The organism is Flavobacterium chungangensis (assembly GCF_042654045.1).
Classification (GTDB): domain Bacteria; phylum Bacteroidota; class Bacteroidia; order Flavobacteriales; family Flavobacteriaceae; genus Flavobacterium; species Flavobacterium chungangensis.
This window is the reverse complement of the sequence record NZ_JBHSFY010000003.1, coordinates 246,210-264,032: the sequence shown is the minus strand read 5'-3', so window position 1 is coordinate 264,032 and position 17,823 is coordinate 246,210. Positions and strand designations below refer to the sequence as shown.

The following is a 17,823-nucleotide window of genomic DNA, read 5'->3' as shown; positions in this document are numbered from 1 at the left end:
TTTTAAAGTTGCTTTGTAGCGTTATGATTCTTCTTTAAAGCTGCGCGATATTCGTAAAGAATAATCTTGAAGTCATCAAGCATTTCATTACTCAACTCAGACGGATGAAAAGTATCATAACCTTCTTTGTATTCTTTCTGATCTTTTCTACCTCTCAAATTGCGCTCTTTATCGACAATATACACATTAGAAGTTCCAAGGTTTTCATTCAGTTTTTCTTTTAAATGAAGTCCGTCATAAAATTTCTGAATCTCTTCTTTTGAAGCAAAAACAAAATTCCAATTCTTAACATCTGTAAAAGGAGATAAAGCATCAACAATTTTTTGAGCTTCTTTTTCAGTTCCTATAGGACACAACACTACAAACTGAAGATCTTCAAAACCGTTATAACGTTTGTAGATCTTTTCATTTAGATTAAAATAATTACCTCTATTTTCTAGAATATTTTTACCAGCAAAACCTAACACGGTAATCTTTTTATCAAGGGAGATTTTTTTTCCGTTTAATGAATTCCAATTTCCAAAATCGGCCACTTTTGGTGTTATTACAGGAAGTGTTGTAAAACTATTTACACCTGAAGCGAAAAACAAATACGCTACAATTGGCAATACAAAAAGTACAAAGAGAACTATATTTTTTTTCATTGTATAAACGGAGAATTATTGAGGTACAAAAATAAAAAAAGCTCCGTAAATCGGAGCTTCTTTTCGAATTAATATCATGTTAAAAATTCCATTTAATAGTAGAATCTTTAAAAACCCCATAAATATAATGTCCTTCTGTCAATAGAATAAACAATAAATATAAAACTAGGAAGATAACAGGAGAAACTACAGACCATCTAAGGCTGCTTTTTTCACCTTCCATGTGCATAAATGCCCATACAATATAGTATGCTTTGAAAATTGTAAGGATATAGAAAATCCAGTTTAACAAATTCAAACCAATAAAATGAGTAAATTCTAATGATGCAGGTTTGTAGATACCCAAAATAACTTCAACTGTAGTTACTACTGAAAGTAATGCGAAAACAAACCAGATTCTTTTTGTATTTGATACGTGCTCGTGTGACATAATAATTAAATGCTAAAAATTAAACTAGGTAGAAAACTGTAAATACAAATACCCAAACTAAATCTACGAAGTGCCAGTATAAACCAACTTTTTCTACCATTTCGTAGCTTCTTCTCTTCTCGTAAGTACCTAATAATACATTAAAGAAAATAATGATATTGATAATAACTCCAGAGAATACGTGGAAACCGTGGAAACCTGTAATAAAGAAGAAGAAATCAGCAAATAATTTATTACCGTACTCGTTTCTGATCAAGTTAGCACCTTCTACTACATACTTAGCTGTTGCTAAATGTTTTTCAGATTCTTCTCTTGACAAGATTGTCTTTTTCTTTTTATCTGTAAGTTTTTCTGTTCTGATTAAAACTTCAGGGTGTGCTTTAAAACCAGCCTGAACTTCAGCAACTGTGTAAGTTGGAAGAGACTGAGCATCTTCCATGAACCAAGTTGAGTGGCTTCTTGTTAAAGCTTCTCTTTGTTCTGGCAATTTAACAGCAAAGTCAGCTAAAGCTACTCTTTTACCATCTTTATCCACAAACTGAAGTAAACTACCTCCAGCAGTTTCAACTGCACCATATTCTCCTTTAATGAAGTTTTTCCATTCCCAAGCTTGAGAACCAACGAAAATTAAACCTCCAATAATAGTTAAGAACATGTAAACAGCAACTTTTGTCTTTTTCAATTGGTGTCCTGCATCAACAGCTAATACCATTGTTACAGAAGAAAAGATCAAAATAAAAGTCATTAATGCTACATAATACATTGGAGCCGCAACACCATGCATAAATGGGAAGTGAGTGAACACTTCATCAGCCAAAGGCCAAGTTTCAATAAATTTAAATCTAGAAAAACCATAAGCTCCTAGAAATCCAGAGAATGTTAAGGCATCTGATACGATAAAAAACCACATCATCATTTTACCATAACTTGCTCCTAAAGGCTCATTGTGACCGCCTCCCCAAGTTTTTTCGTCGTTGTTTGCAGTAGTAACTGTCGCTCCCATAAAAGATATTCGTTAAAAAGTTCCCAAATTTACGTTTTTTTCTTATTTAAAGAAATATAAAAATAAAAATAAATATACCCATAATAAATCCAAAAAGTGCCAATACATCGCACCTAGCTCTATCCCAAGAGTTTGAGTCGAATTGTATTTTTGTTTAAAATGATTATAAATTATAATTAAAAGTGAAATTAATCCGCCAGCTAAGTGTAACAAGTGTGTAACTGTTACCACATAAAGAAAAGTTGTAGTAATTGAACTACCTTCTCCTGTAAAGTAATACCCTTCTGAAACGATTTGTCCAAATCCTTTGAATTGTAATACCACAAATAAAATCCCTAAAGCTAAAGTGCCAAGAAGCAATCCAGTAACTGCGCTTCTATTGTCTTTTTGAATGGCTTTTTTTGCCAAGTAAAAAGTAACACTGCAGGCAATAATTACTGCCGTACTCCAATAGAAAGCTGAAGGAAGTTCAAAATTCTTCAACCAGTCTGCTCTTGATTTACTAACTACAAATGCACTTGTTAAACCAGCAAACATCATGGTCATACTAACCATCGCGAAAAGCAGAATCAGTTTTGCCGATTTTGATTTCCTTGCTTGCTCTTCATTTGTTTTCAATGTCATTTCCATAACAACTATCTTAAAAATTTATCTACTATAAATACAATTTGCAAAAGCGAGATATAAGAAACACTCACTAGCATTAATGTTCTCGCTGCCTTTGCAGTTCTTAACTTATACAAACGAACCGCATAAAAAAGCATCCAAATCCCTAATAGAAACACTAAAACTGCCGCAATTGGAGAAATAAACAACTGACCCGTAAAACCTAACACAGGTAATAACGATGCTATAATAAGCCAAATTGTATACAATATTATCTGTAATGCTGTTCCTTTATCTTTTTTACCTGTCGGAAGCATAAAAATTCCTGCTTTCTCATAGTCTTCATATAAAAACCATCCAATAGACCAAAAATGCGGGAACTGCCAAAAAAATTGAATTAAGAATAAAGTCCCTGCCTCGATGCCAAATTCGCCCGTTGCTGCTACCCAGCCCAACATAAACGGAATTGCTCCTGGAAATGCCCCAACAAAAACAGACAACGAAGTTACTGTTTTTAATGGTGTATAAACACTTGTATACAGAAATATAGAAATCGCAGCAAACATTGCTGACTTTGCATTTATCGTATAAAGAAGTGCAATACCAATAACAGTAAGCAAACTTGCTACTAACAGAGCCACTTTAGGAGACATACGCCCTGATGGAACCGGACGATTTTTAGTACGATCCATCAAAGAATCGATATCTTTTTCTATTACTTGATTAAAAGCATTCGAAGCTCCAACCATGCAATAACCTCCAACTGCCAAAACAGCCAAAACACTCCATTTGAAGGGATGTTCAGAATCTACTCCTAATAAATATCCGGCGATTGAAGAGAACAATACACTAATAGCTAAACCAGCTTTAGTAATCTCTTTAAAATCCAGAAATATTGATTTGATTGATAATGTATTTTTTGCAGCGTTCAATACCGTTGTATTTTGTGTATTTTTTTTGAGTGGTGCAAATGTACAAATTAGATTGTAGAATTTAAGCCTATAAAAATAGATTTTTTTCAATAAAACCTTTGCAAATTAAGATCTCAGCATTCTTTAACACTATTATTTCGAAAAATCTTATTAAAAACTAGTAATCAAAATACCAATTAAAAATATCTGAACGTAATCCGATGCTAAACCAAGTTGTACTTTGCTTAAAAGTTGCTGCCGTTTCTTGAGTCGGATCAAAATTTCTGTAAATCAAACTTCCAAATAATTTCAAGTTTGTCATTGGATTAATTAAATATCCTCCTTGAACGTCTGCAATAAAAACACTAGTTTTATTTCCTTGCCCGATTTTCACCCCTGTATCATAAGGGCGTTTTACATCGTAACTTTTATAAATATTTCCTCCGTAGTTATATGAGTCTGCTGCGGTATCAAAATCCAAACCTCTTGTTCCAACTGTCAATTTCGCATCGGCAAGCCAACGTCCTTTATGGTATCTCGCAATTGCAATAAGTTCTTTAAAATTCCCACCCCATTGATGTCCTACACTCTGATTGTTGTGTCCGTAGTTTGTAATAACAGCGCTGTGCGAGTACACATAAGGACGAACACTGTTCAATTCAACCTGCACCAAAAGATCTTTTACATTAAATGCATTAAAGTATTTTGCTCCAAGCTGAAATCCGAATTTATTTTTCCAACTTTTGTTTCCAGCTCCAACATCTGAAACAGAAAACTCATCAATCAAGAACTGCGAATACAGATTTATGCTATTATTCCATTTGTATTTACCCGTAATCCCCAAAAGCGCATTCCCACTTTTAGATGAAGATCCAAATTCTACTGCACGATAAAAAATAATCGGATTAACAAAATTAGCATCAAAACCTCTGTTGTTGGTGTCTGTCCAAACAACCGATTCAAAAAAACCTAAGTTTACTCTATTCGAAACGTTCCAGCTCAAATAATGGTTCGCCATAAATTTTGTTGCATACGTCTTTTCGGCTGTTACTTCTGGACGAACATCTTTCATCCACATATACGTATTGGTATATTTAATTTTCCAAAATTTAGTATTGATTTTAAAATATGGATACGGACTTGCTCCATCGCTTTCCAACAAAGAACGATAACCATCACCTATAAAATTTCTTCCGTAACCCAATTGAAAATCAAATATTTTTCCTGGCGCGAAAGTAATATTCGCTTCCGCTAAAGGAAAATCATAGGCATCAGTTTTGAATCCTTTTGCAATTCCAATCCCCGGAATTATTGCTGGATTTCCTCCAGATGGTTTAATCGATTCAGCATAATCGTTAAAATATCCTGCAAATCTTCCCTGACTTTCAAAAAAAGTAGTCGTAAAGTTAATTTGTTTCCCTAACCCCCCTCTAAAGTTTAGTGCTCTAGTATTCACATAAGTGTAAGATGCATCAAGATCTGAAGCCTTACCCATTTGTAAATCTACAATCGGATTTAATGAAAACCAATAATCCTCTCCTTGAATCTGCACTAGATTTTCATTCCACCATTTTCTTCCCAGCCAAGTCGATGTTTTTTTCTGCAACGATTCATTGACCGCTCTTAAATTATAATATTTTGAAACCTCAGCGTAAGTATAAGGCTTAGATGCCGTGTGGTTATTAATCCCAACCTGATTCATTTCTGCATCAAACTGCGCATAATAACTATGTGAAAAAGGAATATTTAAATGGCTATCAAATTCTGGATTATTGTATTTTTTGTACACAATACTATCCAGCTCAGTCATTGGTTTTTGTGTTGGCTTTAAGATTTCTGCCGCTGCCTGAGCTTCTGCTGCAAGTTGCGATGCACTTTTTAACGGTATATCAATAGAAATCGTATATTTAGAATACGTGGGTTTTCCGTTGTAAGTTGAAGGTTTTATTTTTGGAAATGTGCTAAAAACTCTTTTTGCTTCTTCAGACAATTCTTCAGTTTCTGCAGAAACATAAATTACTTTAAATTCGCCTTCTGCATTTACCTCAAAAAGTACTTTTACCACTCCTTTATAATTGTTTTCTTTTAATTTTTGAGGGACTTGAAAATTGCCAAACACAAAATCTTGAACTTCTTTATAAAAACAATTTTCTAATTTTTTACCTTCTAAATTTTCGCAGTTAGGAAAAACTGGAAACATTTCTGCCGCAAAACCTGGCTGAACAGAAGAATTACCATTTTGCTGAGCAGAAACAATAAAGAACGAAGAAATTAAAACAAGGGACAAAAAAAACTTATTCACTTAAAATTTGGGTATTTATTTAATATTGATTTGGGGAAATTTCTCCGTTTACAATTGCTTTTGCTGCCGAAGTTCCGATACGTTTTACTCCTAAACGAATCATTTCTGCAGCTTCTTCAAATGAACGGACTCCACCAGCTGCCTTTACTGAAAGTGGCGAAGCATTTTCGAGCATCATAATTATGGCTGGAACTGTTGCTCCATTTGGAAGATCATTCTCTGTTTTATAAAAACCTGTAGAGGATTTCACAAAAACAGAATCAAAATCTTCTTCTTTAAAATTAGATACTACAACATGTTTTATTAAAGAAGACAACTGGATAATTTCTTTATCTGTTAAGGCCGCAACTTCAATAATCCATTTTACTGTTTTATCATTTGCCAATCCAATCTGCGTTCCAATCAAGATTTCTTTTTTAACCAAATCGAAATCTCCATTCTTGAATGCTTCATAATTACAAACAAAATCTAATTCATCAGCTCCATTTGCAATTGCTTCGTTTGCTTCTTTAATTTTGGTTTCCAAACTTGACTTTCCTTCTGGAAAATCAATTACAGTTCCAACCAATAAAACAGAATTGGCTTCAACAATCATGTTTTTTGCCAAAGAAACATATTCTGGACGAATCATAATTAGCTTAAAACCTTCTTGAATTGCTTCCTTAATTGCATTTTTAACCACAACAGTATTTTCTGCTTCCGAAAGACCAGCTTGCGATGCAGTTTTCAAATACGTGGAGTCTAAATATTGCTTTACATTCATATTGATTGAAGTTGCAGGAAACCAGCACAAAAGTACATTTTATATTGAAAAAACATAGCTTTTAACTGCTTGATTTTCTTGTAATAAAAAACCCACCGAAGTGGGTTTTGAAATTATATTTTATCGATTTGACTTTTAAAAGCTATTGCAGAAAAAACTGCCACAAACGCTCCTAGTGCATTTGCTAAAACATCTGTAACATCTGAAGCTCTTGTTAGTGTAAGAGCGCTTTGGAGAATTTCAATTGTAATTCCGAAAAAAACAGAGAATATAAAAGAAATTAAATACGCTTTATAAGCGTCTGCTTCTTTTCCTTTTAATTCTTTTTTGAAAAACAAAATCCATGAAATTGTAAATCCAAAATGAAAACAGAAATGTACAATTTTATCAATGCTTGGAAAACTAACCGCTGGTATATTACTAGAATCTGTCAGACAAAAATAAGTAATGATTCCAGAGCAGATAATTGCCCAAATTAATAATAGTTGTTTAGGCACCGATTAATTCTTTATAAGCTTGATCAGACAATAAAGTGTCTATTTCTGAAGCATCAGCAATTTTTATTTTAATCATCCACCCAGCTCCATAAGGATCTGAATTTACAGTTTCTGGAGCACTTTCTAAGTCTTCATTAAAAGCAATGATCTCACCTGTTAATGGTAAAAATAAATCAGAAACTGTTTTTACAGCCTCAACAGTTCCAAAAACTTCATCTTTTGAAAGTGTCTGATCTAAAGTTTCTACCTCAACATACACGATATCTCCTAACTCTTTTTGTGCAAAATGAGTAATTCCTACAGTTGCAACATCTCCTTCGATGCTAACCCATTCGTGATCTTTTGTATACTTTAAATTTGCTGGTATGCTCATAATCGTTGTGTTTGAAAATTGATTGTTTAAAATTTAAGCCACAAATGTAATAATCTTCTAATAAAATCTAGTTTAGAAACTAAAATTTAATTTCCAAAATTATAACGAAGTGTGAAACCTGATCTGATATTCGTTAAAGGGAAAGAAGTCGAAATAACTGCTTTCGAGAACGAATGATCGTAATAAAATATTGCTGTTAAGTTTTTACTGAAGGCATAATCGGCCGTTAATTTTAAAGTCCAGATGTTCTGTCCCGCTGCCAGCTGATTATTATCGTAATCTAAATATCGAACTAAAGTCTCATTGTTTCTATATGAAAAATCAGCTTTTATATTGATATCACTCTTAATAATTCCAGTTGGATTATCTGCCAATCTTGATGAGATAATAACATCTTTGAAACGATATCCTACTCCAACAACATATTCAACTCCTTTAACCTCTGTCAATAAGTTATTATCAAAACTCATAGACAAAGCACGGTCTTTTTTAACTTCTGTCAATAAACGGAATGAATTTTTCAACTCAAAGTCAATTCTCATCAGCGGGCTAAATTGCTCCACTAAGTTAACATTAGACATGATTGTTTTATTGAAGAAGTTCGTATTTACGTCTTGCCCTCCAGGGGTTTCCAAATAATCAAAATTTGACCTAAACTGACTTATTGTATATGATGCTCTATAATTATGTTGTAACGAAAAACGTCTAAAATGATCTTTAAAATACTTATAACGCATTAAACCATTATACTTCACATTCCAGTTTGGGATAGGGAAACTTCTAAAAATACCTGTTGAACTCTTTGAAGCATCTGCTCCTGTATACGCCGCCATAAATGAAGGCAACAATACCGCTTGATTACTTTTTGAGAAACCTATAGGATAACCTTGATTGGCTACATAAATTTTATAATTCGGATCTGATTCATCTGGGATAGGATTACTTGCATCTCCGTATCTAGGAATCTCTCCTCCTCCATAATGCTGTTCTGCCAAACGATTTGCAATAACCAAACGATTGCTTCTAAAATCATCAAACGCAGAAGACTCCGTTTCTGAACTTGTTGAGAAAGCAGTCTTAATCAATACGGTAGAAATTGAAAACATTCCATAACTGTATGGTGACAATGAGATATACTCGCCTGTATTTTGGTCTACACTATATTGCTCTGATGAATTTTCAGAATAAGCGCGATCCATAGCCAGATCGATTTTCAAATCGGGCAATAAATCTACGTTTGCCATTACTTTCAAAAGCTTATTACTTACTTGCGTATAATTTTGATTAAAGTTCTGGTAACTAGTCAGCCATCCATTTTTAGCAGCTTCAAAACGCACATCATCTTGACTACCAAAAACAAATCCCAACGAAGGTTTAGAGGTTCCAAAGAAACCAACTCCTGGAATATATCCTGGTAAAACGGTTCCGCTGTTTTTTGTATAGTTGATCTGAACATTTTTAACACTTGTCAAAACTCCAATCAAACCATCATAAAAAGGATTACTGCTGGTAACTGGTTTAGCCGTATTTACAATTTTCTCTCCTGGTTTTGGCGGTGCAGCAGGTTTTGCTTTTGCTGGCTTGCCTCCTGGTGTCAAACCTAAATATTTATACAGTGTATTCATATTTAATGTCGTAGAGAAAGTATTCGAATTGGCATTTTGAACCGTATTTCCTAAATCCCAAGACACTCCACTATCATCAACGTATTGAGAAAGTGCCGTAGACGATCTTTGCCAATTGTAATCTGCCGTATAAGAATAGTTTGCTTTTATAAAACTAAATATTGGAATTTTATTAATTGGAATGTCATAGTTTAAAACCAATTGCTGTAAATGCTGATTTGGTATACCAATATCAAAATAATCATCCCAGATATTAAAATCTTCTTTTGGCGTATTATCGTCGTTCAAAAAGTTTCTTACGATATTGTTAGACGCTGCTGTGTAATTTAATTTTAACGATTTTGTCAAATTAAATCCGAAACCATATTGATAATTAAACGCAAAGTTTCTTCTGTAAAGAGGATCTAATCCAATACCTTCTACATCAACTTGTCTATATTGCTGGCGATTACTTTGCCTTAAAATATTCGTGTTAAATGAAACATTCGAGGGAAGATAATTTATATTAAAGTCGCTTAGCAATTTCCAATATTCACTTGTTTTCATGAATTTGGTTTGCTTAAACGGAACTACTTCTTTAGGCTGAAAAGTATAAGCATAATTGACAGAAGTATTAGACTGCTCATCATTATAACTTTCAACTTCATAATCATGTCGCTCTACCTGATTATAAGACTGCGAGAACGTAAAGTTTTCTACATCATAAACATGCGGTTTCTGTTCTGGCGCTCTATCTTTTCTTACCCCAATAAAATTGATGCTTTTACGCTTCGTATAATCAACCGCACGAGTTCTAATATTTTCTTTTTCTGCCGGATCTGCCGTTTCTTTAATCAATTGATCTAACTTAATATCCTGATTAAACGGATCGTATTCTGGCGTAATAACTTCTTCTCCAATAGCATAATTGAATGGAAGATTAATACCCCATTTCGGTGGCAATAACTTTCCTAAATTTATATTGGTTACAATGTTGTACTGCTGAATATCTTCACGATCTCTCTCGTTGGCTCCTTGTTCAAGAGAACCAAAACCGATTGTGCTCTTTTTTCCAGAAGCCGATAATGTCATTAAATCGGCCATATTGGTATCTACATTAAGCAATGCAGCCATACCTCCTTTGTTTTCTAAATCGGACATACGAAGTTCGTTAAACCAAACTTCTCCCATAATATCCTTATGGTTTGCCGCGCTTTTTACCCCGACCATTAAATTTCGAACTAAACCGAAATTCGGATTTCCTTTAATACCTAAAGTCAATTTACCATCCTGGTCACCACCATCTACATCTGGATCTCGGTCTGGATAATAAATACCATTTACATCTCTTTTTGGTGAATTAATATCGATATTCATTCCCAAGATTTTCATTCTAGTAAGTAATGACAGTGCTACATCAATATTATTTTCTTCAAGCCACACTTGATCTGGACTTATAGTACAACTTCCTCCAGTTCTCGTTACTTTTAATGGAATCTCAATTTGATAAAAGTTTTGTGTAAAGTCATTACCAAAACGAATAAATCCGATCATCTCATCGTCTAAAAGCTGAGTTTCATTTGGAAGAGATTCTGCGTGAAGGAACATTTTCAGTTTTTTGTACTGACGCATATCAACACTTACATTTTTGAAAACCGCTCTAGAATCTTGATATTCTAATCCTGAACCTGCAATTCTCAATGCTAAAGACTGTTCGTTCTGATTGATAATTGTATTGTTGTTGTACAATTGCTCTCTTTGAACTCCTGGCGGAATAACATAGTTTACAGGACATTTAGTTCCGTTTTCCTGAATATTTACAGCTGCAACATCAAATTGAGTTCCGTCATCATCAGGGTTCGTATCATTTGCATCAAGCGTTCCTGTATACTTTCTCCATTCTCCTCTAACTAAATCTAATGCTCCAAAACGAACTGTCATTTGATCGTTAAACCCAGTCATAAACATACGCATGAAACGAATAGATCTAAAATCGGTAATATTTCCAATAGTATTTTGAGGTTTCGAAACCGGAATTTTAAACTGAATCCACCTTGCATTGGTAGTACTACCATTAGGAAGATCTACATTTTGAACCTCTCTAATATCCGTAATATAATTTTCTCCAACTTGCATTCCTGGTCTTACGTCAATACTATATTCATAATACGCATTGATTGTACTCATGGTATTATCACGATTGATATCTTCGACATCTGGAAGAGTGGTTGAACCACGATTTGGATCATCAACACTTACGGCAGAGTTCCCCTCTGTTCCATTGTATCTTTTATAACGCTGTAAAATGCCTCCTTCTGTATTTAAGAAGTACTTGTAGTTATCTGCTGCGGGATCTTCTTCTCCTGCATAATTGGTGTAAATTGATCCCTCTTTTGCGTCTGGTAAACCATCTAAACCAACATCCTGATTTTTACGATTATCTGGATTAGTATCAAATGCATAAATCAATGATTGAGATGCTGGCACGTCTCCCCAAATTGGCTGTGGGTTTACCATAATCTGATCTGGACCTAAACCATTTTCATATTGTTTTCTTCCGTCTTTCAGAACGTCTTCTGAAACTTCTCCTAAATTGAAGTAAATTTTTCCATTATTAGTTCCTTGAGCCTGCCCTGTTCCAACATAAGGATCAAGTACCCAGAACTGAATGTATTCAACATTTCCTTGTTCAAAGTTTGTAGAATTCAGCGCGCGCATAATTCCTCCAAAATTAGATGACGGATTGCTTGAACTAAAATTAGGATTATTATTGTAAGGTCCTCTATCTGATGGATAATACGTTAAGTCTAATGTATTAACAACCTGAATCTGCCCTTGTGCAATATCTGTATTTGGATAAAGCTCTCTGCTGTAAATTCTTCTTGTTGAGTTTAATGATAAATCATCATTTGAAACTCCAGATGGTTTTGAGGTGTAGAAAATTGGATCAATAGTATACCAAGCCAATTTTGCACGTTTAAAACCATACTCAAGCGTATTGGAGTTGGCATTGAAAGTATTGTCTGTTGCAGAAGTAATAAATGGTGTAGAAGCCAAACTCCACGCGTAAGCAGACCTCATATCAATTGTGGTCTGAGTACCTTCAAAATCATCGATATAAATAGTTGCTTCGCCTTCAAAATCACTTGCCTTTGGAGCATCTGGTTTTAAAAATGCGACTTCTCCACGAATCGAAAGATTAGACGGAACGTCTGTATCTATGTTTGGTAATTTATTAGCCAATCTTGTCAAAAACGGAACTTCTGTTGCATAATTTCCATTAAAGCCAAAAATGGTATTATTTACAGATTCTTGTCCGTAGCTTGATTTTTGAGTAAAAGGACGTTCTGTCATTTTTAAGAATGTACCTCCAACAACAAATTTTTCTGAAATTTTATGTTCAACATTGAATCCCATGAATCTTCTTGTCTGCTGACCAAAGATTGAATTATTTTCCAACGAAACTTCAATTGGTGTATTAGAAGCTTGAAGCGAAGGATCTAATATCTGTACACGTCCTAATTGATAATCGACGCTATAATCAATACCTTCCACTAAAACACGTCCTGCTGCAGTTACCACAACAGACCCTTGCGGAACATTAAAGGCTCCGATAGGAATACCACTGCTTCCCGAAGATTTATATTTTCCTCTTAATAAAAATTTGTTTTTATCACTATCCTGCAATGCACCAGCCTGAGTATTCTTGTACATGTTTCTAAACACATACTTCCTCTGATTTGCATTATAGGTAGCTGGATCATCATAACTTTCTCCAGAGTTGGTATTCAATTTTCTAAATAAAAGTTCTCCAAAAGGCTCTTTAGTGGTGAAAATAATTCGGGCATTCTGCACATCAACCGTAACTCCTGGAACATAATCGAAGAATCCGTCTCCTCCAGTTTGCGGATCGTTGTTGTAATTTAAACGGTCAAGATTAAAAACATTCAATAATGGCGTTTGGTCTACTTTATCGTCTGGTGAAGGATTTGCTGGAAAAGTACTTCCTGTTACTGGCGTAATATAATTTATTGGCGAAGGATCTGTATAAAGAATGTTAAGCCTAAAATCTTCTTGTTTGATTTGGTAGGCTTGAGGAATTTGATAAACGTTTTTCATCATCAAGTTCCAAACTGGATTTTGAACGTTTGTCAAACTACTTTTCAGCATTTTTAAAACCAAACTCTGTGTTACAATTGCTTGATTGGCATTGTTGTTTCCTGTAACTACAGTTGCATCTACACCATCACTACCAAACTCCCCTACTTGGTATGTTTTTCCTCCAACGGTATATTCAAATGCAACCGCCAGAATTTCGTCATTGGCCAAACGCTGCTGTAACGAGATATAACCTAACTGTGCATTGAAAGTATATTCGTTTGTAGTTAATTTTCTAGCATTTTCTAGAACAGAATAATCAGTTCCTTCGTTTACGTTGGTATTATTAAATCCAGATTTTGCTGTTACAATTTCTCTAATATTAGAGTTTAAATAACTTCCTGCTTTTCCGATTGATGCTGGATCGTATTTGTTATTTGTATTATCTGTAGGTGAATCTATTGGATTATTAAAGAATCCTACAGGATTTGTAATGACAACAACTTGATTATCTGGCACACCAGAAACTTGTCCTTCCCCTAAATCCTGAAGTGCAATAACGTTTCTTAAGTTGTTACTTGTTGTTGTTACCCTATTCTGTTTATTCGTTACCCATACTTCGATTCTTGTAACTTGAACACGGCTGTCAATTAACGGATAGTTTTTTAGAGAAGAATCGTATTTATTTCTAAAGTATTGTGATAAGAAGAAATGTCGGTCATTATCATAATCTAAGGCAAACAAATCGAAGTTTTGTACGGTACCACCACCCTCTGCGACTATACTTTTGGTTTGAGACTTTTGTTCTGAGAAAACTCCCGTAACAGTTGTCTTACCAAATTGCAGTTGGGCTTTGACCCCAAATAAACTTTGAGCACCTCGAATTAAAGTACTATTTAAAGGCATACTAACGTTACCGACCTCAACTTTCTGAACAATATCGTCTTCTGAAGGCGTGTAAGCTAGTTTAAATAAGTTCTGAAAAGCAAATGTAGATTGCGTATCGTAGTTGGCATTTACCTCCAAACGAGTTCCAATTTTCCCCATTAAACTCATACTGATTCTTTGGTCGAAATCAAAAGTTAGAGAGGATCTGTTTCTTGGCGAAAATGACGGGTTGTCTTGTTTGGTATAACGCATACCCAAGTCCATTTCTACTGATCCTGTGGGCTTTACATCTATAGTATTACTTCCAAAAATGCTTTCGAATAAGCTCGAGTTGATGTAATATCTTGGCAATAAATCTTTTTTTGCTGCCTCAGCTCCCGCTTTTTTACCATCAATAGCATCTGATTTTTTTCTAAAATAATCTCTTCTTGATTCTTTAAGAACTAAATCTTCGTATTCTTTTGGAGTTAGAATTAAAGGGTAATTGATGGAGAAACCATCTACCGAATTGGTATAGATATAACGATCTGTAATAGGATCATATCTATATGCCGAAAGTACACTCGGAGGATCTTCGAGCTCTATCTTACCTACTGAAAACTGAGTTTTAGTTGTATCTTGTGCCGCCGGTGTAACCTGTGCCCGTAAAACATTACCGCAGAGCAATACCAGCAACAAAATACAAATTTTACGCATAGAATTCTTTTATATAAAATGAAATTTATAAGCTTTTTAAAGCCTTTTTGATAATTGTTTCAACGGTAGCTTCTGGATCTTCTTTTACGATTCTTTCTACCACTTTTTCGGAAGCTTTTCGGACAAAACCTAACACTTCTAGAGCAGATAACGCTTCATCTCGATTTCTATTGTTTTGAACAGCAAAAACTTCGTCAATATCGTACAATTTAACAACTTTTTCTTTTAAATCAAGTATAACTCTTTGGGCTGTTTTGTTTCCAATCCCTTTGATAGACTGGATTACGCCAACATCTCCTGATGCAATAGCGTTTATAATTTGTTTTGGTTCTATAGACGAAAGCATCGTTCTCGCGATTCCAGCTCCGATTCCTGAAACAGAAAGTAGCATTCTAAAAATCTCGCGCTCCGATTTTTCGGCAAAACCATATAAAGTATGCGCATCTTCTTTAATTTGAAGATGCGTATACAATTTTATATTTTCAGAATTTGGAATTAAGGAGAAGGTATGCAGCGATATATTTACCTGATAACCAACCCCTCCACAATCAATTACAACCTCTGTAGGATTCTTTTCTACTAATCTTCCCTGCAAATGTGCTATCATAAATATAATTTATTAGTATCAAATATAACAAAAATGCCATAAAACTACGACAAATTTGTTCAATCCTTGTTAGAACGTTTATTGTGTTATTTTATTCTTTTTGCTTTCTTTTTCCTGTGCATCAATAACAGCAATAGCTGCCATATTTACCATTTCCTCAACGCTAGCACCCAATTGGAAAATATGAACTGGTTTGCCCATACCCATCATAATTGGTCCAATTGAATTCACTTTATACAATTCTTTCAATAATTTGTAAGTGATGTTTGCTGACTCTAAATTAGGAAAAACCAATGTATTCACTTTTTTTCCTGCTAATTTAGAGAATGGGAATTTCTCTTGAAGCATTTCTGGATTTAATGCAAAATCTGCTTGAATTTCTCCATCAACAATTAATTCTGGATGGTTTTTATGCAAGTAAGCTACCGCTTCTCTAACTTTTGAAGCGCTTTCGCTAGTTGAAGATCCAAAGTTTGAGAATGAAACCATTGCTATAACGGGCTCAATGCCAAACATTTTTGCAGTTTTTGCAGTCATAATGGCAATATTAATCAAATCTTGTGCAGACGGATTAATGTTTATTGCTGTATCTGATAAGAACATTGGCCCGCGAGAAGTAAGCATCATATTTGCAGTTGCTACCAAAGAAGCGTTAGGCGCTTTTTCGATTAACTGAAGCATTGGTTTAACTACCGAAGGATAGCTTCTAGAATGTCCTGTTACCACTGCATCTGCCTCTCCTTCGTTAACCATCATAGCGGCAAAGTAGTTTCTTTCGCGCATGAATTTTTCAGCATCTAATTTAGAAACACCTCTTCTTCCTCTAGTTTCCCAGAATGATTTTGCAAACTTGTTACGTCTTACGGCTTCCTCATCTGTTTTTGGGTCGATAATTTCTAAATCGGCATCAAAACCTAATTCTGCTTTTAATTCCAAAATCTGCTCTTTGTTCCCTAATAAGATTGGGAATCCGATTCCGTCTTCGTAAACAATTTGTGCTGCCTTTAAAACGTTTAATTGATCTGCTTCAGCAAAAACAATTTTCTTTGGATTTAATTTTGCACGGTTTGTAATCAAACGCACCATTTTGTTATCGTTACCCATACGCTCACGAAGATGATCTTCATAAGCAGCCCAGTCTGTAATAGGATTTTTAGCTACTCCAGATTCCATTGCTGCTTTTGCAACTGCAGGAGCTACAACAGTAATCAATCTAGGATCGAAAGGTTTAGGAATGATATATTCCTGTCCAAATCCAAGTTTCATAGCACCGTAGGCTACGTTAACTTGTTCTGGAACTGGTTCTTTCGCCAAAATAGCTAAAGCTTTTACAGCCGCCATTTTCATTTCTTCGTTAATTTTTGTCGCTCTTACGTCTAGCGCTCCTCTAAAGATATAAGGAAAACCTAAAACGTTATTTACCTGATTAGGAAAATCTGAACGTCCAGTAGCCATAATAACATCTTTACGAGTTTCTGTAGCCAAATTATAATCGATTTCCGGGTTCGGATTTGCCATTGCAAAAACGATCGGATTTTTTGCCATTGTTAATAACATTTCTGGCGAAAGAATATCTCCAGAAGATAACCCGATGAAAACGTCAGCACCTTTTACTGCTTCTTCTAAAGGAATTTTAGCACCATCAATTGCATATTTTAATTGTAAATCTGAAAGTGCAGGATTGTCTTTTGTTAAAAGTCCTTTACTATTGTACATTAAAACATTTTCAACTTTTACTCCAAGTAAAACATATAAATCTGTACACGCAATCGCCGCAGATCCTGCTCCAGAAACTACTACTTTTACGTCTTCTGCTTTTTTACCTGCCAATTCAAGTGCGTTGATTAAAGCTGCAGAAGAGATAATTGCTGTTCCGTGCTGGTCGTCGTGCATTACTGGAATATCCAATTCTTCGATCAATCTTCTTTCTATTTCGAAAGATTCTGGAGCTTTAATATCTTCCAGATTGATACCTCCAAAAGTTGGGGCAATATTTTTTACCGTTTGAATAAATTCTTCCACATTTTCAGTATCGATTTCGATATCAAAAACGTCTATATCAGAAAATATTTTAAATAATAAACCTTTTCCTTCCATTACAGGTTTTCCTGCTTCTGGACCAATATTTCCAAGACCTAAAACAGCTGTACCGTTTGAGATTACGGCTACTAAATTTCCTTTTGCTGTATATTTATAAACGTCTTCTTTGTTTGCTGCGATTTCTAAACATGGTTCTGCAACTCCTGGCGAATAAGCCAATGATAAGTCTCTCTGGGTTGCATATTTTTTTGTTGGAACTACCTGAATTTTTCCTGGAGTTGGTTCTGCATGGTACAGTAACGCCTCTCTTCTTTTACTCTCTTTGTTCATTTTTTTAGCATTTATTCTAGCTTACAAAGAT

The 17,823-nt window shown here is 34.6% G+C and carries 12 protein-coding genes; all 12 read right to left on the bottom strand.

Annotated features, from left to right (window positions below):
* Positions 1 to 2 precede the first annotated feature (2 nt).
* Complete coding sequence (locus ACFO3N_RS06220) at positions 3 to 644, bottom strand: hypothetical protein (RefSeq protein ID WP_379796105.1); 642 nt, start codon at positions 642 to 644, stop codon at positions 3 to 5.
* Positions 645 to 723: 79 nt separating this feature from the next.
* Positions 724 to 1,074 carry a cytochrome C oxidase subunit IV family protein gene (locus ACFO3N_RS06215; protein WP_095927907.1) on the bottom strand — a complete coding sequence of 117 codons (351 nt, stop codon included), beginning with the start codon at positions 1,072 to 1,074 and terminating at the stop codon, positions 724 to 726.
* 19 nt (positions 1,075 to 1,093) lie between these two features.
* Positions 1,094 to 2,077 carry a cytochrome c oxidase subunit 3 gene (locus ACFO3N_RS06210; RefSeq protein WP_095927908.1) on the bottom strand — a complete coding sequence of 328 codons (984 nt, stop codon included), beginning with the start codon at positions 2,075 to 2,077 and terminating at the stop codon, positions 1,094 to 1,096.
* Positions 2,078 to 2,119: 42 nt separating this feature from the next.
* Positions 2,120 to 2,707 carry a cytochrome c oxidase subunit 3 gene (locus ACFO3N_RS06205; RefSeq protein WP_379796103.1) on the bottom strand — a complete coding sequence of 196 codons (588 nt, stop codon included), beginning with the start codon at positions 2,705 to 2,707 and terminating at the stop codon, positions 2,120 to 2,122.
* 5 nt (positions 2,708 to 2,712) lie between these two features.
* Positions 2,713 to 3,615 carry a heme o synthase gene (gene cyoE, locus ACFO3N_RS06200; protein ID WP_379796101.1) on the bottom strand — a complete coding sequence of 301 codons (903 nt, stop codon included), beginning with the start codon at positions 3,613 to 3,615 and terminating at the stop codon, positions 2,713 to 2,715.
* Between the two features lie 157 nt (positions 3,616 to 3,772).
* Positions 3,773 to 5,896 carry an energy transducer TonB gene (locus ACFO3N_RS06195; RefSeq protein WP_379796099.1) on the bottom strand — a complete coding sequence of 708 codons (2,124 nt, stop codon included), beginning with the start codon at positions 5,894 to 5,896 and terminating at the stop codon, positions 3,773 to 3,775.
* Between the two features lie 19 nt (positions 5,897 to 5,915).
* Positions 5,916 to 6,659, bottom strand: a complete 744-nt coding sequence (deoC, locus tag ACFO3N_RS06190) for a deoxyribose-phosphate aldolase (RefSeq protein WP_379796097.1) — start codon at positions 6,657 to 6,659, stop codon at positions 5,916 to 5,918.
* A 113-nt stretch (positions 6,660 to 6,772) separates the two neighbouring features.
* The gene (locus ACFO3N_RS06185) at positions 6,773 to 7,156 is read right to left on the bottom strand and encodes a VanZ family protein (RefSeq protein ID WP_379796095.1); all 384 of its coding nucleotides are present in this window, start codon (positions 7,154 to 7,156) and stop codon (positions 6,773 to 6,775) included.
* The gene (gene gcvH / locus ACFO3N_RS06180) at positions 7,149 to 7,529 is read right to left on the bottom strand and encodes a glycine cleavage system protein GcvH (RefSeq protein ID WP_095927914.1); all 381 of its coding nucleotides are present in this window, start codon (positions 7,527 to 7,529) and stop codon (positions 7,149 to 7,151) included. Before gcvH ends, ACFO3N_RS06185 begins: the two co-directional genes overlap by 8 nt.
* Positions 7,530 to 7,615: 86 nt before the next feature.
* Positions 7,616 to 14,815 (bottom strand): T9SS outer membrane translocon Sov/SprA, encoded by a 7,200-nt coding sequence (gene sov / locus ACFO3N_RS06175; RefSeq protein WP_379796092.1) that lies wholly within the window; start codon positions 14,813 to 14,815, stop codon positions 7,616 to 7,618.
* A 25-nt stretch (positions 14,816 to 14,840) separates the two neighbouring features.
* Positions 14,841 to 15,422 (bottom strand): Holliday junction branch migration protein RuvA, encoded by a 582-nt coding sequence (ruvA, locus tag ACFO3N_RS06170; protein WP_095927916.1) that lies wholly within the window; start codon positions 15,420 to 15,422, stop codon positions 14,841 to 14,843.
* 78 nt (positions 15,423 to 15,500) lie between these two features.
* Positions 15,501 to 17,792: an NADP-dependent malic enzyme gene (locus ACFO3N_RS06165; protein WP_379796090.1), complete on the bottom strand. Its 2,292-nt coding sequence runs from the start codon at positions 17,790 to 17,792 to the stop codon at positions 15,501 to 15,503.
* Positions 17,793 to 17,823 lie beyond the last annotated feature (31 nt).

Excerpts from the sequence above, each read along its gene's own strand:
- ACFO3N_RS06220 (WP_379796105.1), bottom strand. The coding sequence starts at position 644 with ATGAAAAAAAATATAGTTCTCTTTGTACTTTTTGTATTGCCAATTGTA.
- ACFO3N_RS06215 (WP_095927907.1), bottom strand. The coding sequence starts at position 1,074 with ATGTCACACGAGCACGTATCAAATACAAAAAGAATCTGGTTTGTTTTC.
- ACFO3N_RS06210 (WP_095927908.1), bottom strand. The coding sequence starts at position 2,077 with ATGGGAGCGACAGTTACTACTGCAAACAACGACGAAAAAACTTGGGGA.
- ACFO3N_RS06205 (WP_379796103.1), bottom strand. The coding sequence starts at position 2,707 with ATGGAAATGACATTGAAAACAAATGAAGAGCAAGCAAGGAAATCAAAA.
- deoC (WP_379796097.1), bottom strand. The coding sequence starts at position 6,659 with ATGAATGTAAAGCAATATTTAGACTCCACGTATTTGAAAACTGCATCG.
- gcvH (WP_095927914.1), bottom strand. The coding sequence starts at position 7,529 with ATGAGCATACCAGCAAATTTAAAGTATACAAAAGATCACGAATGGGTT.
- sov (WP_379796092.1), bottom strand. The coding sequence starts at position 14,815 with ATGCGTAAAATTTGTATTTTGTTGCTGGTATTGCTCTGCGGTAATGTT.
- ruvA (WP_095927916.1), bottom strand. The coding sequence starts at position 15,422 with ATGATAGCACATTTGCAGGGAAGATTAGTAGAAAAGAATCCTACAGAG.
- ACFO3N_RS06165 (WP_379796090.1), bottom strand. The coding sequence starts at position 17,792 with ATGAACAAAGAGAGTAAAAGAAGAGAGGCGTTACTGTACCATGCAGAA.